Source organism: candidate division WOR-3 bacterium (assembly GCA_039802005.1).
In the GTDB taxonomy this organism is placed as follows: Bacteria; Hydrothermota; Tepidihabitantia; order SM23-42; family JAOAFX01; genus JAOAFX01.
Window position 1 is genome coordinate 55287 of record JBDRVV010000008.1, and the last position, 24712, is coordinate 79998.

The window sequence follows — 24712 nt, forward strand, 5'->3', positions numbered from 1 at the left end:
TCTACCCTCCCCTGGGTATTATAAAATAAAAAGTTGTCAATCCATCTTTGCTCTCTGCCCATATTTTGCCTTGATGGGCTTCAATTATATTTTGAGCAATGGATAAACCCAAACCAATCCCCCCATATTTTCTTGAAGTTGTAGCATCGACCTGATAAAAGGGTTCAAAAATTTTTCCGACCTGATCTGGAGGGATCGTTGCACCATAATTTGAAATTTTAAATCTATAATATTCTTGCCCTTCTCTATTCTCTACATCAGTAACTATTTTTATTTCTGTTTCCCGATTTGAAAATTTTATACTGTTGTTTATTAAATTTTCAACCACAGTCCTTATATTTTCCTTATCACCGAAAAAGGTTGTTGTAGTCAATGATTTTTGTATAGTAAGTCCTCTCAATTTAATCTCGGGCAAAAAATTTTTTATAACATTTTCTATTAGTTCCGAGATATCAAACTCCTCGGGTTTTAACTTGACTCCTTCAAGGGTATATTTTGATACTAAAAGCAAGGAATGAATTTCTTTGTTTAGTCGTTCTAAATTTCTGTGAATTATCTCAAGACTATGTTTTTGGTCCTGGTTTAGAGGACCCATTTTTTCTTTCTCTATATAATCTACATACCCGATTGAGGCGGTGAGGGGCGTTCTAAGTTCATGTGAGATATTAGCGATAAACTGGGTTTTCTGCATATCCCTCTTTTTCAATTCTTCAACCAGGCCATTTAATTCTCTTATATTATCCCTTATCTTTTCAGTCATAAAATTAAATGCATTTGCAAGGTCTTCAAATTCATCACCGGTTTTTATTTTAATGAATTGATTGAAATCACCTTGGGCAATCTCTCTTGCCGCATTGGTTAATACTTTTAAATGACCGGTGATTCTATTAGAAGCAATTATTGAAAGTATTATACTCAAAATTATTGTTGATACCCCCATCAATACACTATTTATTATAACTGCGGATAATTCTTTCTTCAATCGTGCACGCGAGAAATGATAAACAACAGAATAATTATGCACACCGTATTCATCTATATATGGGGCAACAATGCATACTTGATCATCAGTATGGATATTTATCTCCATCTTCTTTGTATTATCAAGAACAAATTTATCTTCAGTATATTTATTATCTGATGGATAGAAAAAACCTTTTTCATATAATTCCATATCGTATAGGATTCTACCCGAAAGATCAACGACCTGTATATTTTTTAGATCGTGATTCAAATCCTTCTGACTTATGACAATTGAACGGAATTTAAAAAATGCATTTTTAAAATAGCGTAAAAATGCCTCACCAATTTTATCGTTTGATAATCTGACAAAGACTTCTGCACCGGTAACAATTTCGGTCTGCAACTCCCTTACCCGTGATGATGCCATAAATATCCCCATTATACTGAAGATTACTATAATTATACAGGATATAATAAATATCAATTTAGTTTTAAATGAAAATTTCATCTGCTAAATTTTATTTCTTTCAATCGTATTGTTTGATCAATTCTGGGTTTGAATTTAATATTCTTTGAAATACCGTATATCCTCGGTTCCCATACTATTGGAACAATCGGCATATCCTTCAATAGGAGCATTTGTATATCTTTAATAAGACTCAGTCTTTGCTCAGGGTCCTCAATTTTGAAAGCAAAGTCAATTAGACTATCAATTGTGGGGTTGGAAAAACCTGAACGATTCATCAAGCCGGTCTTCTTATCAGGATTATATGTATATAAAAAAGTTAAGAGTATTCCAGCAAGCCCATCCAAATTTGTTGCCAGAGAAGAAATCAAATACAAATCAAATTTTCTTTTTTCAACACCACTCCAGAATTCACCAATCTCAAGGGGGTTTTCATTTACTTCTATACCTGCAGCACAAAGATAACAGGCAATTTTATTCCCCAACCTTTGAAGTGGCTTACCATAGTAAAGATTTATTTTTATCTTATTAAATTTTTTAATCAGTAACCCTGCACTATCAGGATTATATTCCAGTGGAGGTAAATCAGGGCAATAGCCAATCAACCCCTTGGGAACGAATTGATTCGCAGGTTCAGCAAGTCCATAATATAACTCATTATCAATCTCCTGCCTATTTATTGCCATTGACAATGCCCTACGGAAATCTTTATTATCAAAAGGGTGCTTTTTTAAATTAAATTGAAGATACCTTGTTGCTACATTAGCTATAATTTCCATTTTTATACTATCTTTCAGTTTATAGTATAAATCTACGGGCACACCATAAATAATACAGGATTCAGAACTTTTAAGCAACTTTATCCGCTCTTCTAATTCAGGGATAAATTTAAATACGCCCTTTACAATCATCGGTTTTTTCCCCCAATAATTTTGATATAAATCACAAATGATAGAATCTTCTGAAATAAGAAAATTCCTGTACGGACCGGTGCCCACCGGATTTGAAAAATTATTATAGCCACTGGGAACGATATATAGCAAATCAAGTTCATTTAAAAGAGAATAATAGGGAAATTTTGTCTTTATTACAATCCGATAAGAATTTATAGCATATATCGTATCAATTACTCTAACAAGCCCTGATCTTTCGCTCTCTTTTTCACGAATCGGTCGGTATAATGAATATACAACATCCTGAGCCTTCATTTCTTTTCCATTATGGAAGAATACATTTTCTCGTAAGTCAAATATCCAGGTTAAACTATCGCTTTGATACCAATTTTTGGCAAGACAGGGAGTTATTCTTAAATCTGGTGTATAGTCAACGAGTGCCTCATAAATATTAGAAAGGATAGAAATTGTTACAATTTCGTTACGCAGGTGCGGGTCAAGTGTCCTTGGTGGATGGTCATATAAAATAGTAACGGTATGTATTTTCTTTTGGCAGAAGACAAAAAATGAGATATAAAATAGACAAAAGAATAATGATATTTTTTTGATAAGTTCAATCATTTTTTCAATTTTATCTCTTTTATGATTATCAACTCATCCAACCTTGGATTCCAATCTATTTTTTCTGAAACACCATATATCTCCTTTTCCCAGACCACCGGAATTTTTGGCAGGTCTTTTATTAAAATCTTCTGAGCATCATTGATGAGTTTTGCACAGGTGCGTAAATCAGAGATGCGAATCATTTTCTCAATTATAAGGTCCAATTCTCGGTTTGAATAATTACCATTGTTTAAAGTACCGAAGCCTTTTTTGAGGTCTTTAGTATGAAAAGAACTGCGCAATATGCTCACCCCTTCATTAGAAAGGGGAATGCTTCCAATAAGATAAAAGGAAGACTCTTTGTTATGAATCTTTTCCCAGTATTTATCCACAGTGAGCGAATGGGCATTTATCTTAATGCCAAGTTTTTTTAGATCTTCAATGATTGGTTTTGCAATAAAGGCGCGGGATTCTGCAAAATCAAAGTCAATCACCGGGAGTTCATCAATCTTTTTTAACAACTTCCTTGCACTATCGGGATTATAGATAAATTGTGGTAGATTATAATCAAAACCAAATAACCCCTGACTTATAAACTGGTTTGCAGGAACAGCAAAATTCTGATAAACATTTTCCGCAAGGAATTGCCTATTTATACCAAGATTAAGTGCCTGACGAAATTCGGGTCTATTAAATGGAAATTTACTCAAATCCATTTCTATGTATCTAACCGCAACACCAGATGTTGCAATTATCCTTCCCGCATTTGAGATCTGTTCTAAATGTGTTAATGGAATAAATGTTATTATATCAGCCTTTTCTTCCTTCAATAATGCAATTCTTTTTTCCACTTCCGGGACAAAAATTATTGTAGCACGCTCAAAATCAATTCTGTTATTCCAGTAATTATTGAATTTTACCAGTTCAATCTTATCTTTGCATAAATTCTTAACCTTGTAGGGACCGGTTCCACAGAATCTTCTATCCGATGGGTCAAAATTTTCAGGAATGATAAAGATATTTGCAAGGTCATATAATAAAAAAGGATTGGGGATTTTTAGCTGAACCAAAATTTTGTTTGTATCTTCAGGAATTATAGTGTCCACATAACCCTTGAGTGCGGTATATTGTGAACCTGTAAGATTAAAAGGTCGGTATATTGAATATATAACATCTACTGAGTTTAATTTCTTATTATTATGGAATCTAACATTATTTCTTAAATAAAAACGCCAGGTAAGGGAATCAAGTTTTTCCCAGTATTCAGCGATACCGGGGATTATCTTCATATTCGCGTCAGCCGTTACGAGTGCTTCATATATGTTGCTCAGTATTGAAATTGTGACGATTTCTCTCCTCAAGTGGGGGTCAAAACTTGCAGGCATTGCATCATATACGATCGTAATTTGGTTATTCTGATGAGAACAACCTATGAAAAAAAGATTAAAAGATATCAACATAAAACAAAAAATCAATTTGAAATTTGACATTTGGCATTTGAAATTTTTCATTATTTTTCCATTGGTATCTTCATCTTATATTTTTTTGCAAATTCAATCGCCTCTTTATATCCTGCATCGTAGTGTCTTGCCACACCAATGCCCGGATCATTGGTCAATACCTTCTCAATCCTTTTATCCATCATTCCTGTCCCATCGCAGACTAAAACCTGTCCGGCATGGATTGAATAACCAATTCCCACACCTCCACCATGGTGAACCGAAACCCACGATGCACCTGAAGCAGTATTCAAAAGCGCATTAAGAATGGGCCAATCTGCGATAGCATCTGAACCATCAATCATACCTTCGGTCTCCCGATATGGTGAAGCAACCGAACCACAATCAAGGTGGTCCCGTCCAATAACAATCGGTGCCTTTAATTTACCTTCGCGGACGAGTTGATTTATTCTCAGACCAAATTTATCCCTTTCTCCATAGCCGAGCCACATGATTCTTGCTGGTAATCCCTGGAATGGAATCTTCTTCTGGGCAAGTTCAATCCACCTGCGAATTGAAGGATTATCACCAAACATCTTCAATACTTCACTATCAAGCAGATAGATATCTTCTTTTTCACCAGAGAGCGCCGCCCAGCGAAAAGGACCTTTCCCTTCACAGAATAGTGGTCTTATATATTCAGGTACAAATCCGGGAATTTTGAACGGATCTTCAACTCCTGCCCTTTTTGCCTGGCCACGAATATTATTTCCGTAATCAAAGGCAATCGCTCCTCTTTTCTGCATTTCCAGCATCGCCTCCATCTGCCTTGCAATTGATTCAAGAGCCCTCTTTTTATACTCATCAGGATTTCTACTACGAAGCGCAAGTGCCTCATCAAGACTCATACCACCGGGCACATATCCATTTAATTCATCATGGGCAGAAGTTTGGTCAGTCAGGACATCAGGAATGATATTTCTTTTTACAAGTTCTGGTTCAATATCTGCACAATTTCCCACGAGACCGATTGAGCGTGGAATTTTCTTTTCAACTGCTTCAAATACCAGTTTCAGTGCCTCATCAAGGTCATAAACAATCATATCACAAAAACCCTGTTTTACCCTGCGCTCAATCCTTTTGGGGTCAACCTCAATATCAAGTATCACCCCTTCATTCATTGTGACGGCAAGGGGCTGAGCACCACTCATTCCACCCATACCACCGGTCAAAACCCATTTGCCTTTTAATGTTCCACCAAAATGTTTTTTTGCACAGGCAGCAAAGGTTTCATAGGTCCCCTGAATGATCCCCTGGGTTCCAATGTATATCCAGCTTCCCGCAGTCATCTGTCCATACATTATCAGACCGAGCATCTCCAGTTTTCTAAAATAATCCCAGTTTGCCCAGGCAGGTACCAATAAAGAATTTGCAATCAACACCCTTGGTGCATATTCAAATGTTTTAAAGATCCCAACCGGCTTTCCTGATTGTATCAGTAGGGTTTCGTCATTTTCCAATGATTTGAGCGATTCTACAATCTTTTTGTAGCATTCCCAATTTCTTGCCGCCTTACCACTTCCACCATAAACAATCAATTCTTCAGGTTTCTCGGCAACATCGGGGTCAAGGTTATTCTGTAGCATTCTCAAGGCACCTTCCTGTTGCCAGGATTTGCATATCAATTTTGGACCCCTGGGTGCCCTTACTGGCTGATAAGAAAATTCTCTTAAAGTCGCTGTCTTCTTCATCAGACCTCCGTGTATAATTTTAATCCAATTTTATTGTATGTCAAGTTAAATTTTTCGCTTTTAAATTGTTATAGTTATTTTTATTGAGAGTCTGAGATTGTCAAAAGTTTTATAAACTCAATTTCAAAAGTCAACTTTTTCCAGGCTGTCTGCAAAGTGTTGACCTTTGAATTTCTTTTATCTAAAAAACAACCCAACTATTTATCTCATATAACTTCCGGCATTGATATCTATTGTACATCCTGTGGCATGGTCCATCAATCCACTTGCAAGGAACAATACCGCAGGTGCTACATCTTCTGGTGTTGTCAACTCATTTAAGGCAAGATTTTTAATAATACTTTTGACACCAAATTTTTTTATGTAATCATCTATCATCCGGGTCTTTACAAAACCCGGGGCAACAACAAAACATTTAATATTATCCTTCCCATATTCTTTGGCAATTGTTCTACTCAATGTAACTATTCCGCCTTTCGCAGCACCGTAAGCCCAGTGGTCTTTATCTTCACCCCTAAATGCCGCGCGTGAGGCTATATTTATTATCCTGCCACCACCAATTTTTTGAAAATACCTCACCGCCTCTCTGCACAAAACCGCAACCGATGTAAGATTTATATTTATAGTCCTATTCCAATCCTTTAACCATCTTAATATTTTTCTACTAATTGGTGATGATTCATATATCCCGGCATTATTGACAATGGCATCAAGCCTTTTATACTCTTTAACAACTTTGTTAATTAAAGAAGCACATTCTTCAGGTTTTGCAAGGTCTGCAAAGAATATTTTTGAATTGTTGCCAATCTCTCTGGCAAGTTGATTTGCTTTTTTTCTATCACTATAATAGTGAATCGCGATTGTCGCACCATATTCACCGAGCAATCTTACTATTGCCGAACCGATGCCACCCGTTGCACCGGTGACAAGAATGATATTATTTCTAAGATCTATTTTCATAATCTTAATATAACCAAAATATTGATATAATCAAGGTTGTTTTAAACCGTAAACGGACTTAATTCCTTATTGACAGAACATTTATTTTATGTAAAATTTATTATGTTTTCTTTTCTGTTATTCTGTCAGATAAATATCTATAACCAATCTGAAAATGCCCTTATTACAAACCTGCCACAAACAAACATTGAAGAATCAATAACTAATTCAGTTATAGAAGATTACGAAGTATTCATAAATCATTACTCGCGCCTCTATAATATTGATCCTTTTCTTGTTAAATTAATAATCCAAAAAGAATCACAATTCAATCCCAGGGCAGTTTCAAGGAGTGGGGCAATTGGATTGATGCAATTGATGCCTGAGACTGCCCGTCGCCTCGGAGTAAAAAATCCCTTTGACCCGGCACAGAATATTGAAGGCGGAATAAAGTTTTTACGTTCCTTATTTGATATGTTTAATGGGGATTTAGAACTTACCCTTGCTGCATACCATGCCGGTCCAAGTCTGGTAAAACGACTAAAAAGGGTACCCCCAATCCCGGAAACGATTGCCTATGTTGATTATATAATCTCAAGGTACGGGGGTTACGCACCAAAACCTGTATATTTTGTTATAACCGAAACTGGTGTGCCTCTTTTGACTAACAGACCTAAATAATCAAGCAGAAATTTTCTTTATAAAATCTTCAACCTCTTGTATTTTCTTACTGTTCCTTAGGTCAGAATATATGCCCTTTGCCTGTAAAAGGTAGTTTATTGCACTCTGGTTTTTGTTTTCTAAAATCATTGCCTCTGCAAGCGAAAATAGGCCTTCTGCTTGATAACGCAAAAGCCCGGTCTCTGCGGCAAGCGCAATTGCCTTTTTTATATTTTTTATTCCATTTGTCAAGTCATTGGCAATAATTATCTGCGCCCTTCCGAGAATTATCAATGATTTAATTTCATCCCGGCGATCACTTGAAGATTGGGTAATTTTTAGACTCTCCATAGCATATTCTATAGCCTTTGGGTCTCTTTCTTCAAAACAGATTTGCGCAAGGATTGCATAAGTCTTGGCGCGCAATTCAATATTAGTATGAATAATAGATAATTTGAGTGTATTTAGAATTAAATCCTTTGCCATTTTATAATCCTTCAAGTTTATATAATATTCGGCATAGTGGCCTAAGAGGTCCGCTTCCATCCATTCTTCTTTTCTCTCCTTAAAGATACTCTCCGCCTCATTAATATATTCTTTAAATTTTTCTGGTTGATCAAATTCAAGAAATACATCAGCAATCGCAAGTATGGAATTAAACATTACTCTAATATCTTTAATTTCACGGGCTATTGCCAGTCCTTTTTCATAATACTCTATCGCATTTTCTAATTCTCCAATCCTGCCTTTTAATGCACCAAGATTGAAGTAACCTATAGACTCACCCCTTTTGTCACCAATCCTTGAACGGATTGCCAGACTCTTTTCGTAATACTCAAGTCCTTTTTTAATTTCACCGCTCAACTCATAGTATATCCCAAGATTATTAAATCCAAGGGCAAGAAATCTTTGATTTCCAATCTTTTGGCTTATTTCATTAGAGCGTGTGCAGTATTCAATTGCCTTTTTGAGGTTTCCGGCATTACGAAATACCGCTGCCGTTAAAATATAATAAGATGCCTGGATCTGGGGATTTTCTAAATTTTTAAGTTTTTTTTCATTTGACAATAGTATCTCTAATGCCCTATCAATATCTCCCTTACGCCACAGAATCTGTGCCTTCATCCTCATACCTGCAATTATTGATTCATAATCATTCAATCTTTCCGCCACCGCAATTCCCTTTTCAGCATACTCTTCTGCCTGTTTTGTCTCTGATTTTGACTCTAAGAGTGCATCTGCAATCTGGTACGCTAATTGAGCAAGAATGTCTGAATCCATATCTTCAATCTCTTTTATCGCCGCTCTCATAATTTCAATGCTTTTATCAATATCTCCGGCCTGTCGCAGAACATTAGCAATCTTTCCATCAATCTCCGCATGCTTTAACCTATCTTTCGTAATGCCTTTTGCCTGCTCATAGAATTTTAAAGCATCAGATTTCCCACCATACTTCATAAATAATACATCAGCAAGTTTTTCCAGTGCCTCGGCTTTTTTATTATGATTGGTTGCGATTGAGACTGCAAGCTGGTATTGCTTTATTGCCTCATCATTGGCATAAATTCTTGCTGATTCATCCCCTGCCTTCAGCGCATAACTGGATGCTTTATCATATTCACCGCATTCATAGAAGTGGTGTGCAAGCAGACTGTTACAGCCTTCCAGCATTGTTAAAAATTGTTGTTCAATTGTCTCGGCAATTACTTTGTGATAAATCGCTCTCTCACTTTTTAAAATGCTATGGTATGTGACTTCCTGAAACATAGGGTGGCGAAATGTGTAATATATACCTTTCTCACGTATGGCACTGGTAATTATATCAGCAACTTCAAGTTCTTCAAGGTGTTTGAGTATTTCCTTTTCTTTCACTATCTCTTCAATCAATAGTTTTGGAAATGACCTGCCAATTATTGAAGAGAGTTTCAACAGGTATCGTGCCTCTTTACTCAATCCATCACACCGGGCAGTAACGACTGCCTCAATTGAACCCGGCAATTCCATTTTTTGCAGGTCAGTTTCTCCTTTTAAAGCCCCAGTTTCAATAACCTGTCTGCAGATTTCTTCAATAAAGAACGGATTGCCTTTTGTCCTTTCATAAATACTGATTTTAAAATTCTCATCAATTCCTTCACTTAAGAGATTATTTATCAGGGATATACTGCTTTCAAAAGAAAGATTACTCAATTTTATTTCTTCAACAAAATCAGCGTATTCCTGGAATACATTTTTCAGAAAATTCTCAATACTTTTCTGTTCACCCGCCCTGCAACTGAAACAAAATAAAGTTTTGTTGTTTTTTAAAATTGGAAGTAGGAAATTTATTATCTCCAAAGAACCTGAATCAAGCCACTGGAGATCGTCTATTAATAGGCAGAGTGGACTTTTTGAACAAATTTTTTCAAAAAGGGTTGAAACCGCAAGATGTATCTGAAGTTGTAATGAATGTGCATCAAGATAATCAACCTTTTGTTTTTCTTCATCTGTTAGTTCCATATTTAATAGTTTGAATATGTAAGGTGCCGATTCATCAAACTCACTGTTCAGAATTGATTTCAATTTATTGGCGACTAATTCTTTGATTTCTTTACTATCATTTAGATTGACAGGTATAAAATTCCAGCGCAAACAATCAGCAAATGCCTTATAAGGAATAAGGCTCTCATAAGAAATACCCCTGCCCTCAAATATCACTATTTCAGGATTTGAGATACCGATAAATTTTTTAAATTCGTAAAGGAGGCGTGATTTTCCTACTCCTATTTCACCATTGATGAAAAATATGTGTGATTTTTCTTTTATCTTTTCTATTGCGGATTTAAGTTTTTCAATCTCCTGTTCCCTGCCCACAAGGTTTGAATGGAATGAACCGAGGCCATATTCAGAGCCCCACTTTTTACCTATAACTTCATACGGTATAACAAGTTCCTCTTTCCCCTTCAAATGTATGGGCTCCATTTTGATAAAATCAAAGGCATGTTTTGTTCGCTGATATGTTTCAGGACCAACAAGTATCGTTCCGGGCGTAGCAATATCCTTCAGACGTTGTGCGACATTTACTGTATCACCCATAACTGTATATTCCATTTGAAGATCTGAACCAATCCTGCCCGCAATGACTTCACCGGTATTTATTCCAATATGTATTTCCAGCTTTTTAATACCCTCTCCTATTTCTTTATTGATTTCCTCAAGGGCATTCTGCATATCAAGACCTGAAAGTATTGCCCGCTCTGGGTCATCTTCGTGTGATACCGGTGCACCGAATATTGCCATTATACAATCACCGATGAATTTATCTATGATCCCTTCATAACGATAAACCATCATACCCAATTTTTGGAAACATTTATTCATTAATAAAGTTAATTCTTCAGGGTCAAGTTTCTCCGAAATACTTGTAAATCCAGAAATGTCGGCAAAAATAACAGTAACATTTCTGCGTTCTTTTACTGCAGTATCTTTTGTACTGATAATCTTTCTTACGAGACTTTCGGGGATTGATTTTTTAAGTAGTTCAATTCTCTCTACCGTCGTATAAGAGAGTAGATTAAAACCACATTCTCCACAAAATTTATTTGTGGTGGGATTTTCGTTCCCACATTGTGGGCATTTCATAAAATTTCTTGTTTGTTAAAATCCTACCTTTGCCTTCTCCAGGGTTTCAACCAAACGCCATATTGAACATTCACCCGCCCTTTCCAAAGGGCATTTCCAGCCTGCATTTACATGCTTGGCTGGGCATAACCTTGGTTTTCCTGAATCTGCAAATGGACATAGATAGTATTCGGTCTTCCTCTCTTCACTCATAATAAACCTCCCTTTTTGATTTTATTGACTAAAAATTTTTTTGAAAAAGCAAATTTCTTTGCCTGCTCAACGAAGGTCTCAAGCCTTATCTCATCAATGGTATTTGCCACACCATCAAAAGACAAACTGAGCAAAGGAAATTCAGGATAATCGTCTTTGATGCCTTTATAAACCGTCGTCACTATATTCCCCGGCATACAGGTAAACGGCATTACATTTATTACGCCAGAAAAATTTTCTTTCATAAATTCTATTGTTTTCCCAACACTTAAAATCGCCTCTCCTTCAAATGAGGGATGAATATATTTTTCTGCCAATCGCAATATCTTTTTAACTTCGGGCTCTGGTTCAAGTCCGAGAATTTTATAGATAAATTTCTGCCGCCATTCCATATAATAGTTAAAAATCTCGGTAAAGATTGCCCTGCGGAATTGTTTGAACCACAGACAATTTCTTATTCTTGTAAAATTCGTATAAAAGAACCATTCCGCAATTGACGGTAACGATACCTCACAACCCATTGACTCAAGTTTTCTTTCTAAAAATCCATTGCTGAATTTCTGGGAGCGGATATAGATTTCACCTACGATTCCAATTTTAGGTTTCGGTATTTTATCAATTTTTATTTTATCAAATGTAATACGGGCATTTTTTAGAATCGGGGTTATATTTTTACCTTTTTCTATTTCTTTGCAGATTGCTTTTAAGACTTCATTATAGATTCTATCGGCCTCACCTCTGTTTAATTCATACGGCCTGATTCTTCGCACCTTTGCCTCAAGCCCATCAACCGCACAAATCCCGTCCCAGGTAAGCAATAAAAATTTCAGACCCATTGGACCGAGGTCATCAAAAAGGCTCGGTCCTTGATTTGGTGCATAAATTGTAACATTATTAAGTCCTAATTTATCAAGAATTATTCTATGAAGTTTGTAGTATTGCCCGAACCGGCATGGTCCAGAGCCCTGTGCCATAAGAAAAGATGCTTCATCTGGAATAAAATCAGAAGCCTTTATCTTTTTCAACATATCACCCGCAGTTATTATCGCCGGCAGACACTCCCTTCCGCTTGTAAACTTTCTTCCCAGCATAACTGACTCTTCATCCGGTGGATCCATTACCTCAGCATCAATACCAGCAAATCTCATTCCACTACAGAGAATTTGAGCCCCATCGCACATATAAGGGATAAAGACTTTTCGCTCTTTTTTCAGCAAACTTGTCGCTTTTATCTTTGCTGGTTCAACCTTCTGTTTCATATTCTTTATACTATCAACAAAAGCCTCCAGCCTTGTGATAAATCCCGCATCTCCTGAATGCTCATCAAGTTCTAAGACGAGCATAGGCTTGCGATTTATTTTCTCTTTCAAAAAGTTTATCAAAAATGAATCTGGTCCGCAGGCAAAATTTGATAGATATACTGCATATACATTATCTTTTTCCGCAATAAATTTAGTTGCACCCAAAATTTTCTGTCCGTAATGCCAGTACATATTATAAAAATCTTCACTGAGAAAATCATAATCAAGTTCAATGAAATCCAGTGGTATAGGCAGTATCCCAAGACTGCGAACTTTTTGTATCAATTTTAGATTAAGACCTTCGTCATAACCATTATAGGGTCTTGAGCAGATCAAAAGGATTATTCCTTTGTAGTCTTCTATCACCTTTTGAACCTTCTGGGTTATTTCTTTCTGCACCTGGTTTTGATAATCAAAAGCCTTTTTGATTGCCTCGCTAACCGCCCTTCTATCTTTTCCAAATTGCTTGGCAAATTCAAAGAGCCCTTTTTCAACCACCTTTTTCCCACGATCAAAATATATCGGCGGTGCATATACCTCAATCTTATCTCCAAAGATTGCCTTCGCCTGATACGGAAGTGACTGGACATAAGGACATACAAAACTTCTTGTGAAGTTCTCACTATTGGGTCTCATTGTAATAACACTTGGAATGAAGAATTTTCTTATACCCTTTTTGATCAGACTATCAATATGTCCAAGGCAAGCCTTAACTGGAAAACAGGTATCAGCAATTGTAAGGGCGGTTCCCGCATCAATTATGCTGCGGTTTGTTTCTTCTGATAAAACTGGTTTGAACCCGAGTTCTACCAAAAATCTGTAGAAGAATGGGAAAAGTTCATAAAAGATAAGTGCCCGTGGTATACCAATCTCAATACCCTCTATATCTTCGGTTTTAAAAAATATTTCATTGCGCACTTTAAAAAGGTCGGGGAGATTTTTATCCTCAACCTTCTCACGTTCCTCATATCTTTCACACCTTCCGCCATAGAAAAGGGGTTTTTCACCCTCAATCTTAATCCGATTAATCTCACACTCATTGCTACAATGTTTACAAACAAATGAATCAGTTTTGTAAGATTTTTTTGCTAAATCAAAACCCTTGAATTTTGTCTTCTGAATACCGCTATCCCTGACGAGCAAGGCAATCCCTATCGCACCCGTTACATCATGATTTGGCGGCACAGTTATTTTTTTATTTAATACCTCTTCAAATGCCGAAACAACCGCTTTGTTTGCCGCTACACCACCCTGGAATGCAATATGTTCACCAATCTTTTTACTCCCCACCACGCGATTCAAATAATTGAATACTGTTGAATAGCCAAGTCCGGCAAGTAGATTTTCTCTTTCCGCGAGATTGTTTTGATAATGAATGACTTCGGAACCGATAAATACGGTGCATCTTTCACCAAGATTTATTGGAGACTTTGCCTCAAGTGCGCGGTCTCCAAATTCTTCAAGTCTCACACCGAGAACCTGTGTCTGTTCTTCAAGAAAAGACCCGGTTCCTGCAGCACATACTTTATTCATTTCAAAATCTACGATTGTTTTATTTTCAATGCTGATATATTTTGAGTCCTGGCCACCGATCTCGAATATCGTATCAACATCAGGAACTATTTCAATTGCTGCCCTTGCCTGGGCAGAGATTTCATTTTTTATTACATCCGCACCAATTAGTTCACCAATAAGATACCTGCCCGAGCCAGTCGTGCCCACACCGATGATTTCTATCTTGTCGCCAATCTCCGAGTTGAGTTCAGCAAGTCCTTTTATCACCATATCAATGGGTCTGCCTTTTGTCCACAGATATTTTCGGGCAAGAACATTCCCATTTTTGTCTATGATAACAAGGTTTGTTGATATTGAGCCAACATCAACACCCAAATATCCTGAAGTCTTTTCCTTAGGTGGATTAACTAAAATACACGGCCGCCACTCTTTTCTACCATTTAAAGGCGGGAGACGATGGATATGCTCGGGTTGATTTAGCCATTTTTTAAAATTTTCAATCCCTTTTAATCTTAACTTCCAGTCAGACTCTCTTGCAATTAACACTGCACCAATTGCCCCGATTGTTTTATGATGTTCAGGAATGATTAAATCACTATCATTTATTTTCAAAACATCCTTCAATGCCGCACCCATTCCTTTATTCCCGGCAACACCACCAATGAATGCTACAGGACTCAAAACTTCTCTTCCTTTTATAATTGCACTCTTAAAATTCCTTGCCAGGGCATAACATAATCCGGCGACCAGGTCTTCAATCGGAGTTCCTATCTGCTGAAGGTGAATCATATCGCTCTTGGCAAAAACCGAACATCTTCCAGCGATACGCGCCGGCCTTTTAGAATTGAGTGCGATATCGCCAAACTTATCAATTGGAACACATAATCTTTGTGCTTGCTGATCAAGGAATATCCCTGCACCTGCGGCGCAAAGCGAATTTGACGAAAAATCCATAAGTCCCTTGTTTAAAGTAATAAATTTTGAATTGATACCGCCGATTTCAATTATGGAGTTGAAATCTCCGTATAAAAACCTTAGACCCCTAACTATTGCCTCAACCTCATTTACCCTCAGAACTCCCAGATTCTCAACAAGTACCTTTGGAACACTGCCGGTTAAAACTATTTTTTCTGGTTCTTTTAAATCGCTGATTATCTTAAATAGAGTATTATAAGGATTGCCCTTATGAATTATGTAGTCGGTTTTTACAAGATTGCCGTTAAAAAATTGGGCAACCTTGATACTTACTGAACCGACATCTATGCCATATTCATACATTTATGGAGTGTAGAAAATGCCTAATGAGAAATGAAAATCGTAATTGCTTTCAGAACGATTCTGGGTATCCGGGTCATCAGCGGTAATATTGTAATTAAATGTAAATTCAGGGGTGATCTTTGCCTTTGTCAATTTAATATCGGTCCCAAAAGAAAAGAGAAATAAAAAATCATTCTCAAGATCATCTATACTGTTTTTTATAGAACCAATATACGCGGTTCCATCAAGTTGAAAATTACCTGCAAAACCCAGACCAAGATATGGTGCAACTGGTAGCATTCCTGCTTTCAACTGGAATACAATGGGAAGATAAAAATTATTGTAATCAGCACCCATTTCAATATTTAATACCGTCCTATCAAATGCGGTCTTTTTATAAGTCGGTGTCATCTGGATACCAAATACCGGAGAGAATTCAATCCCCATGCCCAGCCCGATTTGGAATCCCAATCCTGAATAATTTCCTGCACCATCATCCGGGTCAAAATTTGAATGATTTATTCCGGTCTGAAGCCCAAAGAATGTTTTTACGGGTAATTCGTTCTGTGCGAAAATACAAACTATTGGCAATAAGGTTAAAATCAATAACTTTTTCATATTGCCTCCATCTTTAAATTTTGTTATCTGATTATTCTTCGTTTTCTAAATTAATTTTGAATTCAACTTTTTTATAATCGGATGGAATTTTAAATAGTTCCTCGCTCAAATTCTTTTCTACTAATTTTTCTATCACTGTTTCGGTTGTCGTTTCTGAAACAATCTTTCCTTTGGCATCAAATGTTTTTGAAACAACCAAGGATTTCAAAACGAATCCTATGTTAGCATATAAATCTTTTTCTTTTCGTATCAACGAATCAAGATCAGCAATCCCTGTAGAAATAGATTTTTTAGTGAAATTCAGCGAAATATCTTCAAGGTGTTTTGTTGTAGTCCACAATTCCCTTGATTCTTCATTGTGTGTCTTCATCTTCATAACCATTATCTTCGTCTCCATATCATAGGAACTATTAATTTTAAAATGTTTACAATCAACACCCAAAATATTTTCTGTTCCAAGTTCCTGGATTTCAATCTTTGGATTGGAAATGGTAAATTTGACAAATTTATTAATAGAACCCATAAGTCTGGCGATAGAATCTACATTCATTACAAAATATTCTTTATTCTCCGGGTCAACGATATATATCTCATTTTTATCTGTTAGATAAAGCCAGTACATTCCACCCTTCATCAACGGGTTTTCTTTTTCTGACACTTCCACAAATTCCTCGCGCACATTGCCTTTTTGTGCATAACCCCTTATAATCGTTTTTGACTCTTTATCCTTTGTTTTTGTTAAAGTCTGTGCCTCCCATTCCACACCTGCAAAAAGGATTAATGGAAATGTAAATAAAGCAATTAAGACAAAGCAAAAAGCCTTCTTCAATTCAACCTCCTTCTTGTCTAATTTTATTCATAATTATCAAAAAATCAAGGGATATTCAAACCCATTACTCGTCCGCTTGCGGCGACCTCTGGAATTTAGCCTCCTAATCATTTTATATTGAATGTATTTTAATATTAAATTACTCCATAATTCCGGAATTGTAAAATTGTAGAATACTATTTGGGGCAGACGAAAATGCGAATCCAAAATTTAGAAGAAATAAGTGGTACATTATAACTACAAATGATTCCTGGGCAATAGAAAAATAACCTGTGGGTGACATTAAATTAACTATTGATACTTTTCAAAGAAGATTCAACCCCAATGCCTTTCTCATTATAACCGCCTATTTCAATAAGTCATCATATATATTTCTGAACTGTTCCAATGCATCCTCAAGATTTTCGGATATTTCTTTGGCGATAGTATCGGGGTCGGGAAGGTTTTCCATATCCTCAAGGCTTTCATCCTTGAGCCAGAAGATGTCCAGACTGACTTTGTCTCGCTGAATAAGTTCATCGTAGGTGAATGCCTTGAAGCGTTCGGTCTCTTTCCGATTATGGCGATTTTCAGGATTGTAGCATTTTATGAAATCCTGCAAATCTTCAAACCGAAGCGGATTTTCTTTCAATGTAAAATGTTTGTTGGTTCGCAAATCATATATCCACAACTTTTCGGTCCAGGGTTTCTCACTGGCGGGTTTGCGGTCAAAGAATAGGACATTTGCCTTGACTCCCTGGGCATAGAAAATACCTGTGGGCAAACGCAAAAGTGTATGCACATCACATTCGTGCAACAATTTCCGACGAATTGTTTCTCCAGCACCACCTTCAAATAAGACATTATCAGGCACAACGATAGCACACCTCCCATTGATTTTTAACAGAGTCTTGCAGTGTTGTAAAAAATTCAATTGTTTGTTTGATGTCGTCGCCCAGAAGTCCTGTCGTTCATAGGTTAATGACTCTTTGTCTGCCTTTCCCTCACCGTTCACAATTGTGATACTACTCTTTTTACCAAATGGTGGATTGGTCATCACAATATCAAACCGCTCTCCAGGGTCAGAAATCAGCGAATCACCCACTTCGATTGGACTCTCTTCCCCGCCAATGCCATGAAGATACAAATTCATTACACAAAGTCGCACAACAGCATCAACAATGTCTTTGCCTTTGAATGTATTGTATTTCAAAAATTTCTTCTGGTCTTTATCAAGATTATGATTTTTTGTAATATAATCGTGTGCCGCAAGGAAAAAACCACCAGTGCCGCAGGCCGGGTCGCAGATAGTCTGACCTGGCTCTGGTCGGATAACAGCAACGATTGCCTTAATCAATGGTCTGGGTGTAAAATATTGACCCGCACCACCTTTAATATCTTCGGCATTCTTCTGTAAAAGCCCTTCATATATTTCACCTTTGACATCAATATCAAGCCCTATCCAGGTTTCGTCATTTATTAGCATAATCAGACGGCGCAATTTTGCCGGGTCCTGAATTTTGTTCTGTGCTTTTCTAAAGATAACACCTAACAACCCTTTTTCTTTTGCCAGAGATTCAAGGATATGGCGATATTGTTTTTCCAGCGCCTCGCCATCTTTTTCCAGAAGGCTTTGCCAATCCAGACCTTTGGGTATGCTCGAGGGTTTATTAAATGGTGGCTTTGTCTGCTCATCCGCCATCTTCAAGAATAATAAATAAGTCAATTGCTCAACATAGTCTCCATAACTCACGCCATCATCCCGCAGGACATTGCAATAATTCCAAAGCCTTTGCACTATTGATGCAGATTCATTAGGCATTATCGTCAACCTCCTTTCTTTTTAATTTTTAATTCTCTTAATTTCTCTGTAATCACATATTTGCCTATTTTTGGTGCACCTTTGAATTCAATAAGCCCACACTGTTTTAGTAAAGCCATATCTCTGAGTGCTGTTCTTCTATGTATCCTAAATTTTTTTATTATATTCCACAGATTAACTTCGCCACTGAGCACGATAAAAATTAGTTCTTCTTTTAACCTTGTTTTTACAGTGTCGCTTACGGTGACATTTACAGTGCCATTTATGGTGACATTTATAGCGTCATTCACAGTCTCGCTTAAAGCATCAATCACAGCATCTCTTTTCATTTTCTTATCTTTTACTAAAATCAAAATATCACCAATTGTTTTGTGCCCGAAAGTTTCGACAACCATTTCACCAATAATTGGTATTGGTATGGTGGTCATAAAAATATCATCATCAATGAATTCTGCTTCTTTGTCAGGTGAATAAAATTTTAAATATTTCTGAACATTGAGAATACCAGAACCTATTTCTTCCACTCTGCCAAGTTGAAGAAAAAATTTTGAAATCAAAGGATTCTTGGGTATTGGAGAGAAATTATTGGGATTTATTTTTCCATGATAATAAGGCTTATTAGCATTTTTCAATTCAACTCGGTCATTGAAAATACAAATTGTTGCTATATGTGCATTTGTATATTCCCTGTGAATAATAAGATTTGCTATGACTTCACGAAAGATTCTTTCCCTCAAACTTACCCTTTGGTCACCTTCCATAAAAAATTTATCTGGCAGATGCTTTTCTATAAACTTCATTAATAAATCGTATGCATCAATTAAATTCGTCATAACCTGTAATCTATCATCGTATCTTTCTAAATTGTTAATTCTGACGAGCATCTCAATTTTGTAATGTGGTAAAATATCCTGTATAACATCATCTTTGCCAAATAATAATATCGCGGCTAATGTGTAGCCTTCTTCGCCGGTAATATAATCTTTCTTTTTTAATCCAGAAATTTTTATTATTTCTTCATTGCTCAATGATAACCAGAGATGTGATGGTGAACGATTAGCAAGAAGATTTCTTACTTTAGGAAACAAATCCTTATTAAAATCCTCAAACTTAACCTTTGGATAGATTTTTCCTTCTGTATAGTGAGTGCTTTTTCTTATATATAATTCACTAATTTGTTGAGTATTTGTAAGAACAAAATCACCATCTTCGCTCCGGTCAAAAATTTTGCCGTCGCATTTATGTACTTGAGAACTCTCAGGCACCCGGATATAAATAACCAACCCCTCATTTAACTGTATTTTTCCCGGGAAAAGCAAAAAAGGTGGGTTTAATTTATTTGGATTGTTAGAAGTGGTTACGATGTCATTAATTATTTTCTCAGATATATTTGGGTCAATGCCAAGAATTTTCCCATTATCATCAACTCCGAGTAAAACAATTCCGCCATTTCTGTTTAAGAAAGCACAGACAGTTTCAAACAAATCAGATGGCATTGAGTTAAGGGATGACTTAAATTCTACATTCTTACCCTCACCCTGTTTGATGTACTTCCTTATTACTGCCTCTGTCATTTTTTCCCTTTATTTTTAGATTTTTGACTTTGCATGTTTTCTTTTGATTCTTTAATTCTTTTTAACAATTCAGACGCTGGTTCATCGTTGGGGTCCTGCGGTACCAATTTCCCTTCAAATGCTTTCTTGAGGATGCTCTGACGCAGACGCTCTGCCTGTTTGAGACTATTATCAATCACCTTCTCCACCGCATCCGCCACCGCAAACCTGCGCTCAATCTCGGAAACGATTTGTTGTTGTTCTTCAAACGGAGCGAGGGGTAAAATAATCTTTGCCAATTTTTGTGAATTTACATTTGGTTGACCAATACCAATCTGACCCTTATGAATTTGTACCCAATATATATGGGATTGGAAGAAATAATACACATAATTTCGATCGACCTGATTATTCAGGATAACTCTAATAAGATAAGATGCAAAAACTGCTTCTGGTATATTTCCTTTGACAAGATAACTTTTGCCAACCGTAGCGCCGGTTCTGGCAAATACGAGATCGCCTTCATTCAAAAGATATTTCTGTTTTTCTTCCGGCCCAATTTGACAATAAGGAACACTTTTCCAATCAACCTTATTGTTCTGAATGTCAGTAATCCGCAACATTTTAGGTCCGACCGGTTTTTCAATAGCACTTGCAGTATAGCCGTAATGAATTTTATCGGCAATATCATTAACATTTGTCCATCTCCAAGCTTCCGGCAATTTGGGTAAATCGGCAAATCCTCCCTTACCCCCCTTTTCTAAAGGGGGGACGAGGGGATTTTGAATTTTTCTCCATTCTTCTGTCAATTTTCCTTCAAAGGCATACTTCAGCACTGATTGGCGATAGCGCTTTATCTGCTCCTTTGCCTTTTTTAACGCCTCAACCCCTGCATCTAACTTCGTAAACAACTCCTCAATCTTCGCCACTATGCGATGCTGCTCAGCGAGGGGAGCTAATGGAAAATCAATATTCCAAAAAATATCGGGTTCAACATGAGGAATACCGACACCCCGAGGTCGCTTATTGATATAATCAAATTTTGACTGTAAGAAATAAAATAAATATGATTTATCAATTTCGTAAGAAACTAATTTTGCTAATGTAGAGCCAATAACGCCTTCTACTCCTCTACCAACCAGCCCACAACGGGCACCATCCCAAACGATCAAAATGTCATCTTTTTTACACAGCGGACAACCATCACCATCTGTATATTGCTCAAATACTTTGTTCTCAAAAGCATCTATGTTGATGTAAGGAATTTTGCGACTATCATCTTTAGGACCGAGGTTTTTGGGTTTCTTGCCCTTGATGAAATCTAAAATATCTTCAAGTCTAATCTGTATCCATCCTTTTGGAATTTTTATCAGAAGGTTTTCATTAAAATCCATATTTCTTTTCTCTTTTCTCAAATGCTACTTTGCCGCCTTCCAAAATTTCGCAAATATGTTCTCTGATACCTTGTTTTTCTAAAAGGTTACTTACGTCATCATCCTTAAAAGTATTTTCAAGTGAACCAGAAACATAGAAGATTTTTGAAGGCTGTGTTGTCGCAGTTTTATCAAAATTTGCAACAATAATTTGCTCAGAGTCAGTATTTACTACAAGATTAGGATTATGAGTAACAATAATTACCTGTCTCCTCTTTTTCGCTTTCCTAAAATACTTTACCAACGTATTGTAAACAGAACGATTATCGAGATTTTCCTCTGGCTGATCAATTAATATCGGTCTTTTATCTTCTTCGTCAAGCTCCAAGAACAAAATTAGAAGTGCCACACCTTTTAGCCCTGGAGACAGATTAGCAAGATCTATTCCATTGAATTTGATTGAATAATTGATACTGTAGTATTTTGTGGAATAAAGCCAATCGAAAAAATATTGTTCATTGTATTCGCTGCGTAATTGATTAGCTATTTCATATTGTTTTTCTTTCTCATCTTTTGAGAATAGATTTTTAACAGATTCCACAAATATCTTTATATTTTCTTTATCCTGCTCGGAGATTGTATTGTTCTCTAAATTAAGAGAAAATTCTAATTCTTCTATCTCTTCGTGTAATACTCGCCATTCTTTACGCCGGAATCTACCTTCTATTGTATGGTCAATTAATTTATCTCCCTCCCTTGCCATACTCTCAGTGTCAAAATTAAATTTGACCGTAAATGCAAATAATCTTTCATTGTTCTCACGCTTTTCTTGTTCTTCACCACTTTCTTTTAGAAAACTTTCTAATGGAGAATATATTTGCCTCAATTTTTCTTTTTCTTCAAAAATCAATTCAAAGTAATGAATAAAAAAATTCTCCCGTTGATTCATTAAATCAGGCAATATTTTTTCTGCTTCCTCTATTTTCTTAATATCACTATTTATAGCCTCCTTTTTCTTTTTTAAATCAGACAGTAATTTATTTATTTCATTAATTTTATCTAGTTTTGATTTCTCAATTTTAATCTTTTTATTTAGTTCATTAATTTCGTTTAGAATATTAGATAAATTGTTTTTCTTATCTCTAATTTCCATATTTATCTCATTTTCTCCTAAACTAAGTATCTCTTTAATATTTTCGGGATACAAAATAACTTTAATTTGTTCTATATGCTTTTGAGTAATTCCAGCTGTTTGAAGTTCGTCCTTTATTTCCTGAGTAAACTTTTTTGCATCTTCTTCGAAGTTATTTATTTTGTTTCTAATTTCTTCTATTTTTCTTAATTCATTATTCATTGTTGAAATCTCTGTTTCCAATTTGGATTTTTTCTCATTAAGAAAGCTAAGTGTCTTTAAATTTCTTTGTTCGTTGGATATTGTCAAACTCTCCTCTACTTTATTCTTTTCTTGCTCAAATTTTATTATCTCTGACTCAATTTTCTTCAATTCTTCAAGTTTGTTAGATTTTGTTTTAATTAATTCATTAAGTTCATATATTTTTGAATTAATTTGCTCTATTTCTACTTTGGTTCTATTTTTATTTTCATTTATAACTCTTAATTGAGCATTTTTATAATCCTTAAAATTCGCAAAACCAGATTTATCTTCTTCGGGAATTTTCTGAAAAATCACATTCTCAATTTGTTCTTCAATTTCATTTTTTCCTAACTCCGAACATAACTGATCAATAAAATCTTGTGGTAGATATCTTACTTTAGTTTCTGTTGCCTCTTCTAATTTATCACCAATAGTTATTTCATCTACATTTCCATTGTCCCATTCAACTTTTACATTTGTGCCTTTTAGCTCTCTATATGCCCTTTTCAGAAATGATTTAGATTTGATTTCATCCTTTTCATAACATTTATAACTTCTGGTAGCATAAGCAATAAGATCTAAAATCGCGGTTTTCCCAGTTCCTTTTCCACCAATCACACTTACCATTTCTTCATTTATGGGTATGATATAATTGTCATTAAACCATCTATTGGATTTTGATATTGTGAGTGATGTTATAATCTTATTTCTTTCAATTTTTCTTGGCGGTTCTTCTCCAATATATACTCTCTCGTCTGGCTCATAGATAATCTGTTTCAGTCCTTCAAATGTAGGATCTGCCTTGATCCATAAATTATTTCTTCCTATATCTTCCAACTTTTTCGCATCACTTGAAGTAATTAGAGTAATAGATTTATTTCCATAATTAGGATCCTTGCCGTGTACAATATTTTCATATCTTTGATCACTTTTACCTGAAACTGGAATTTGAAAGATTTGAGTTAATCTATGCTTATAAATTTTTGTTTTTCTATCTCCACTTGAGATTTTAAAGAATCCTTTATCGTTTGTTACATGAGGGAATATACACAATGCATCCCATTTTTCAGCTTCTTCTAAAATTTCTTCTGTTGTTTTTAGGGCATTTGGATTAGATAGATTTTTGGTAGCTGTAATAAAATGCTCAATAGTATCTTCCCATGTTTGTTTTCTAAAATTTGATTTAACTTCATCTATTTGAGTTTCAGGGTTAAAAATTACTAACAGATGGATGCCATCACTGCTTTCTATTTCTACTCCCGGGAAAATTGTTATTTTATTACGGCGATTTTGTTGACAATAATTCTCATTTTCTTTAATAATTTTATCTATCCAGTCTGCTTTATTGTGATTTGTAATAGCAATTGCACCAAGATTATCAATTGCATAAATATGTTCTATAAAAACTCTCGGATACTCATTATCACTCTGCTCTCTTCCAGAAACTTCACTGTTAGAAGAAAATGTATATCCTTGATCAGATTTTGTGTGTACATGTAAATCCCACTTTCTCCATTCAGAACCTTTAGGATAACATTTTAATGCCATATTTACCTCCATAGAACA

General features: G+C 35.8%; 15 protein-coding genes. 1 reads left to right on the plus strand and 14 read right to left on the minus strand.

The window, feature by feature from the left end; translation table 11 throughout:
- Position 1: 1 nt before the first annotated feature.
- The 5 genes from ABIL69_04205 to ABIL69_04225 all read right to left on the minus strand — a co-directional run bounded on the left by ABIL69_04205 (position 2) and on the right by ABIL69_04225 (position 7075).
- Positions 2-1390: a HAMP domain-containing sensor histidine kinase gene (locus ABIL69_04205; GenBank protein MEO0123188.1), complete on the minus strand. Its 1389-nt coding sequence runs from the start codon at positions 1388-1390 to the stop codon at positions 2-4.
- Between the two features lie 77 nt (positions 1391-1467).
- The gene (locus tag ABIL69_04210; GenBank protein MEO0123189.1) at positions 1468-2943 is read right to left on the minus strand and encodes an ABC transporter substrate-binding protein; all 1476 of its coding nucleotides are present in this window, start codon (positions 2941-2943) and stop codon (positions 1468-1470) included.
- Positions 2940-4385: an ABC transporter substrate-binding protein gene (locus tag ABIL69_04215; protein MEO0123190.1), complete on the minus strand. Its 1446-nt coding sequence runs from the start codon at positions 4383-4385 to the stop codon at positions 2940-2942. The genes ABIL69_04210 and ABIL69_04215 overlap by 4 nt, the downstream gene beginning before the upstream one ends.
- A gap of 50 nt (positions 4386-4435) precedes the next feature.
- The gene (gene hutU, locus ABIL69_04220) at positions 4436-6115 is read right to left on the minus strand and encodes a urocanate hydratase (GenBank protein MEO0123191.1); all 1680 of its coding nucleotides are present in this window, start codon (positions 6113-6115) and stop codon (positions 4436-4438) included.
- Between the two features lie 201 nt (positions 6116-6316).
- Positions 6317-7075, minus strand: a complete 759-nt coding sequence (locus tag ABIL69_04225) for an SDR family oxidoreductase (protein MEO0123192.1) — start codon at positions 7073-7075, stop codon at positions 6317-6319.
- A 102-nt stretch (positions 7076-7177) separates the two neighbouring features.
- Between ABIL69_04225 and ABIL69_04230 the strand changes: the two genes are divergently transcribed.
- Positions 7178-7735 (plus strand): lytic transglycosylase domain-containing protein, encoded by a 558-nt coding sequence (locus tag ABIL69_04230; protein ID MEO0123193.1) that lies wholly within the window; start codon positions 7178-7180, stop codon positions 7733-7735.
- Here the strand turns inward: ABIL69_04230 and ABIL69_04235 are convergent, their stop codons facing one another.
- From ABIL69_04235 to ABIL69_04275, 9 genes are all read right to left on the minus strand, one after another.
- Entirely contained in the window at positions 7736-11332 is a 3597-nt protein-coding gene (locus tag ABIL69_04235) for an adenylate/guanylate cyclase domain-containing protein (GenBank protein MEO0123194.1), read from the minus strand.
- A 15-nt stretch (positions 11333-11347) separates the two neighbouring features.
- Positions 11348-11524: a hypothetical protein gene (locus ABIL69_04240; protein ID MEO0123195.1), complete on the minus strand. Its 177-nt coding sequence runs from the start codon at positions 11522-11524 to the stop codon at positions 11348-11350.
- Positions 11521-15618 (minus strand): acyl-CoA dehydratase activase, encoded by a 4098-nt coding sequence (locus ABIL69_04245; GenBank protein MEO0123196.1) that lies wholly within the window; start codon positions 15616-15618, stop codon positions 11521-11523. Before ABIL69_04245 ends, ABIL69_04240 begins: the two co-directional genes overlap by 4 nt.
- Complete coding sequence (locus ABIL69_04250; GenBank protein ID MEO0123197.1) at positions 15619-16215, minus strand: outer membrane beta-barrel protein; 597 nt, start codon at positions 16213-16215, stop codon at positions 15619-15621.
- 31 nt (positions 16216-16246) lie between these two features.
- Positions 16247-17044 (minus strand): DUF4412 domain-containing protein, encoded by a 798-nt coding sequence (locus ABIL69_04255; protein ID MEO0123198.1) that lies wholly within the window; start codon positions 17042-17044, stop codon positions 16247-16249.
- A gap of 346 nt (positions 17045-17390) precedes the next feature.
- The gene (locus ABIL69_04260) at positions 17391-18845 is read right to left on the minus strand and encodes a class I SAM-dependent DNA methyltransferase (GenBank protein ID MEO0123199.1); all 1455 of its coding nucleotides are present in this window, start codon (positions 18843-18845) and stop codon (positions 17391-17393) included.
- Positions 18846-18850: 5 nt separating this feature from the next.
- On the minus strand, positions 18851-20419 hold the full coding sequence (locus ABIL69_04265) for an RNA-binding domain-containing protein (GenBank protein ID MEO0123200.1): 1569 nt from the start codon (positions 20417-20419) through the stop codon (positions 18851-18853).
- Positions 20416-21813 (minus strand): restriction endonuclease subunit S, encoded by a 1398-nt coding sequence (locus ABIL69_04270; protein ID MEO0123201.1) that lies wholly within the window; start codon positions 21811-21813, stop codon positions 20416-20418. The genes ABIL69_04265 and ABIL69_04270 overlap by 4 nt, the downstream gene beginning before the upstream one ends.
- Positions 21782-24694 carry a TrlF family AAA-like ATPase gene (locus ABIL69_04275; GenBank protein MEO0123202.1) on the minus strand — a complete coding sequence of 971 codons (2913 nt, stop codon included), beginning with the start codon at positions 24692-24694 and terminating at the stop codon, positions 21782-21784. The genes ABIL69_04270 and ABIL69_04275 overlap by 32 nt, the downstream gene beginning before the upstream one ends.
- Between the last annotated feature and the right edge of the window lie 18 nt (positions 24695-24712).

Bases quoted from the DNA above. Each gene is read 5' to 3' on its own strand.
- ABIL69_04210 (MEO0123189.1), bottom strand. From the start codon at position 2,943: ATGATTGAACTTATCAAAAAAATATCATTATTCTTTTGTCTATTTTAT.
- ABIL69_04245 (MEO0123196.1), bottom strand. From the start codon at position 15,618: ATGTATGAATATGGCATAGATGTCGGTTCAGTAAGTATCAAGGTTGCC.
- ABIL69_04205 (MEO0123188.1), bottom strand. From the start codon at position 1,390: ATGGCATCATCACGGGTAAGGGAGTTGCAGACCGAAATTGTTACCGGT.
- ABIL69_04275 (MEO0123202.1), bottom strand. From the start codon at position 24,694: ATGGCATTAAAATGTTATCCTAAAGGTTCTGAATGGAGAAAGTGGGAT.
- ABIL69_04230 (MEO0123193.1), top strand. From the start codon at position 7,178: ATGTTTTCTTTTCTGTTATTCTGTCAGATAAATATCTATAACCAATCT.
- ABIL69_04240 (MEO0123195.1), bottom strand. From the start codon at position 11,524: ATGAGTGAAGAGAGGAAGACCGAATACTATCTATGTCCATTTGCAGAT.
- ABIL69_04265 (MEO0123200.1), bottom strand. From the start codon at position 20,419: ATGACAGAGGCAGTAATAAGGAAGTACATCAAACAGGGTGAGGGTAAG.
- ABIL69_04215 (MEO0123190.1), bottom strand. From the start codon at position 4,385: ATGTTGATATCTTTTAATCTTTTTTTCATAGGTTGTTCTCATCAGAAT.
- ABIL69_04225 (MEO0123192.1), bottom strand. From the start codon at position 7,075: ATGAAAATAGATCTTAGAAATAATATCATTCTTGTCACCGGTGCAACG.
- hutU (MEO0123191.1), bottom strand. From the start codon at position 6,115: ATGAAGAAGACAGCGACTTTAAGAGAATTTTCTTATCAGCCAGTAAGG.
- ABIL69_04250 (MEO0123197.1), bottom strand. From the start codon at position 16,215: ATGAAAAAGTTATTGATTTTAACCTTATTGCCAATAGTTTGTATTTTC.
- ABIL69_04260 (MEO0123199.1), bottom strand. From the start codon at position 18,845: ATGCCTAATGAATCTGCATCAATAGTGCAAAGGCTTTGGAATTATTGC.
- ABIL69_04235 (MEO0123194.1), bottom strand. From the start codon at position 11,332: ATGAAATGCCCACAATGTGGGAACGAAAATCCCACCACAAATAAATTT.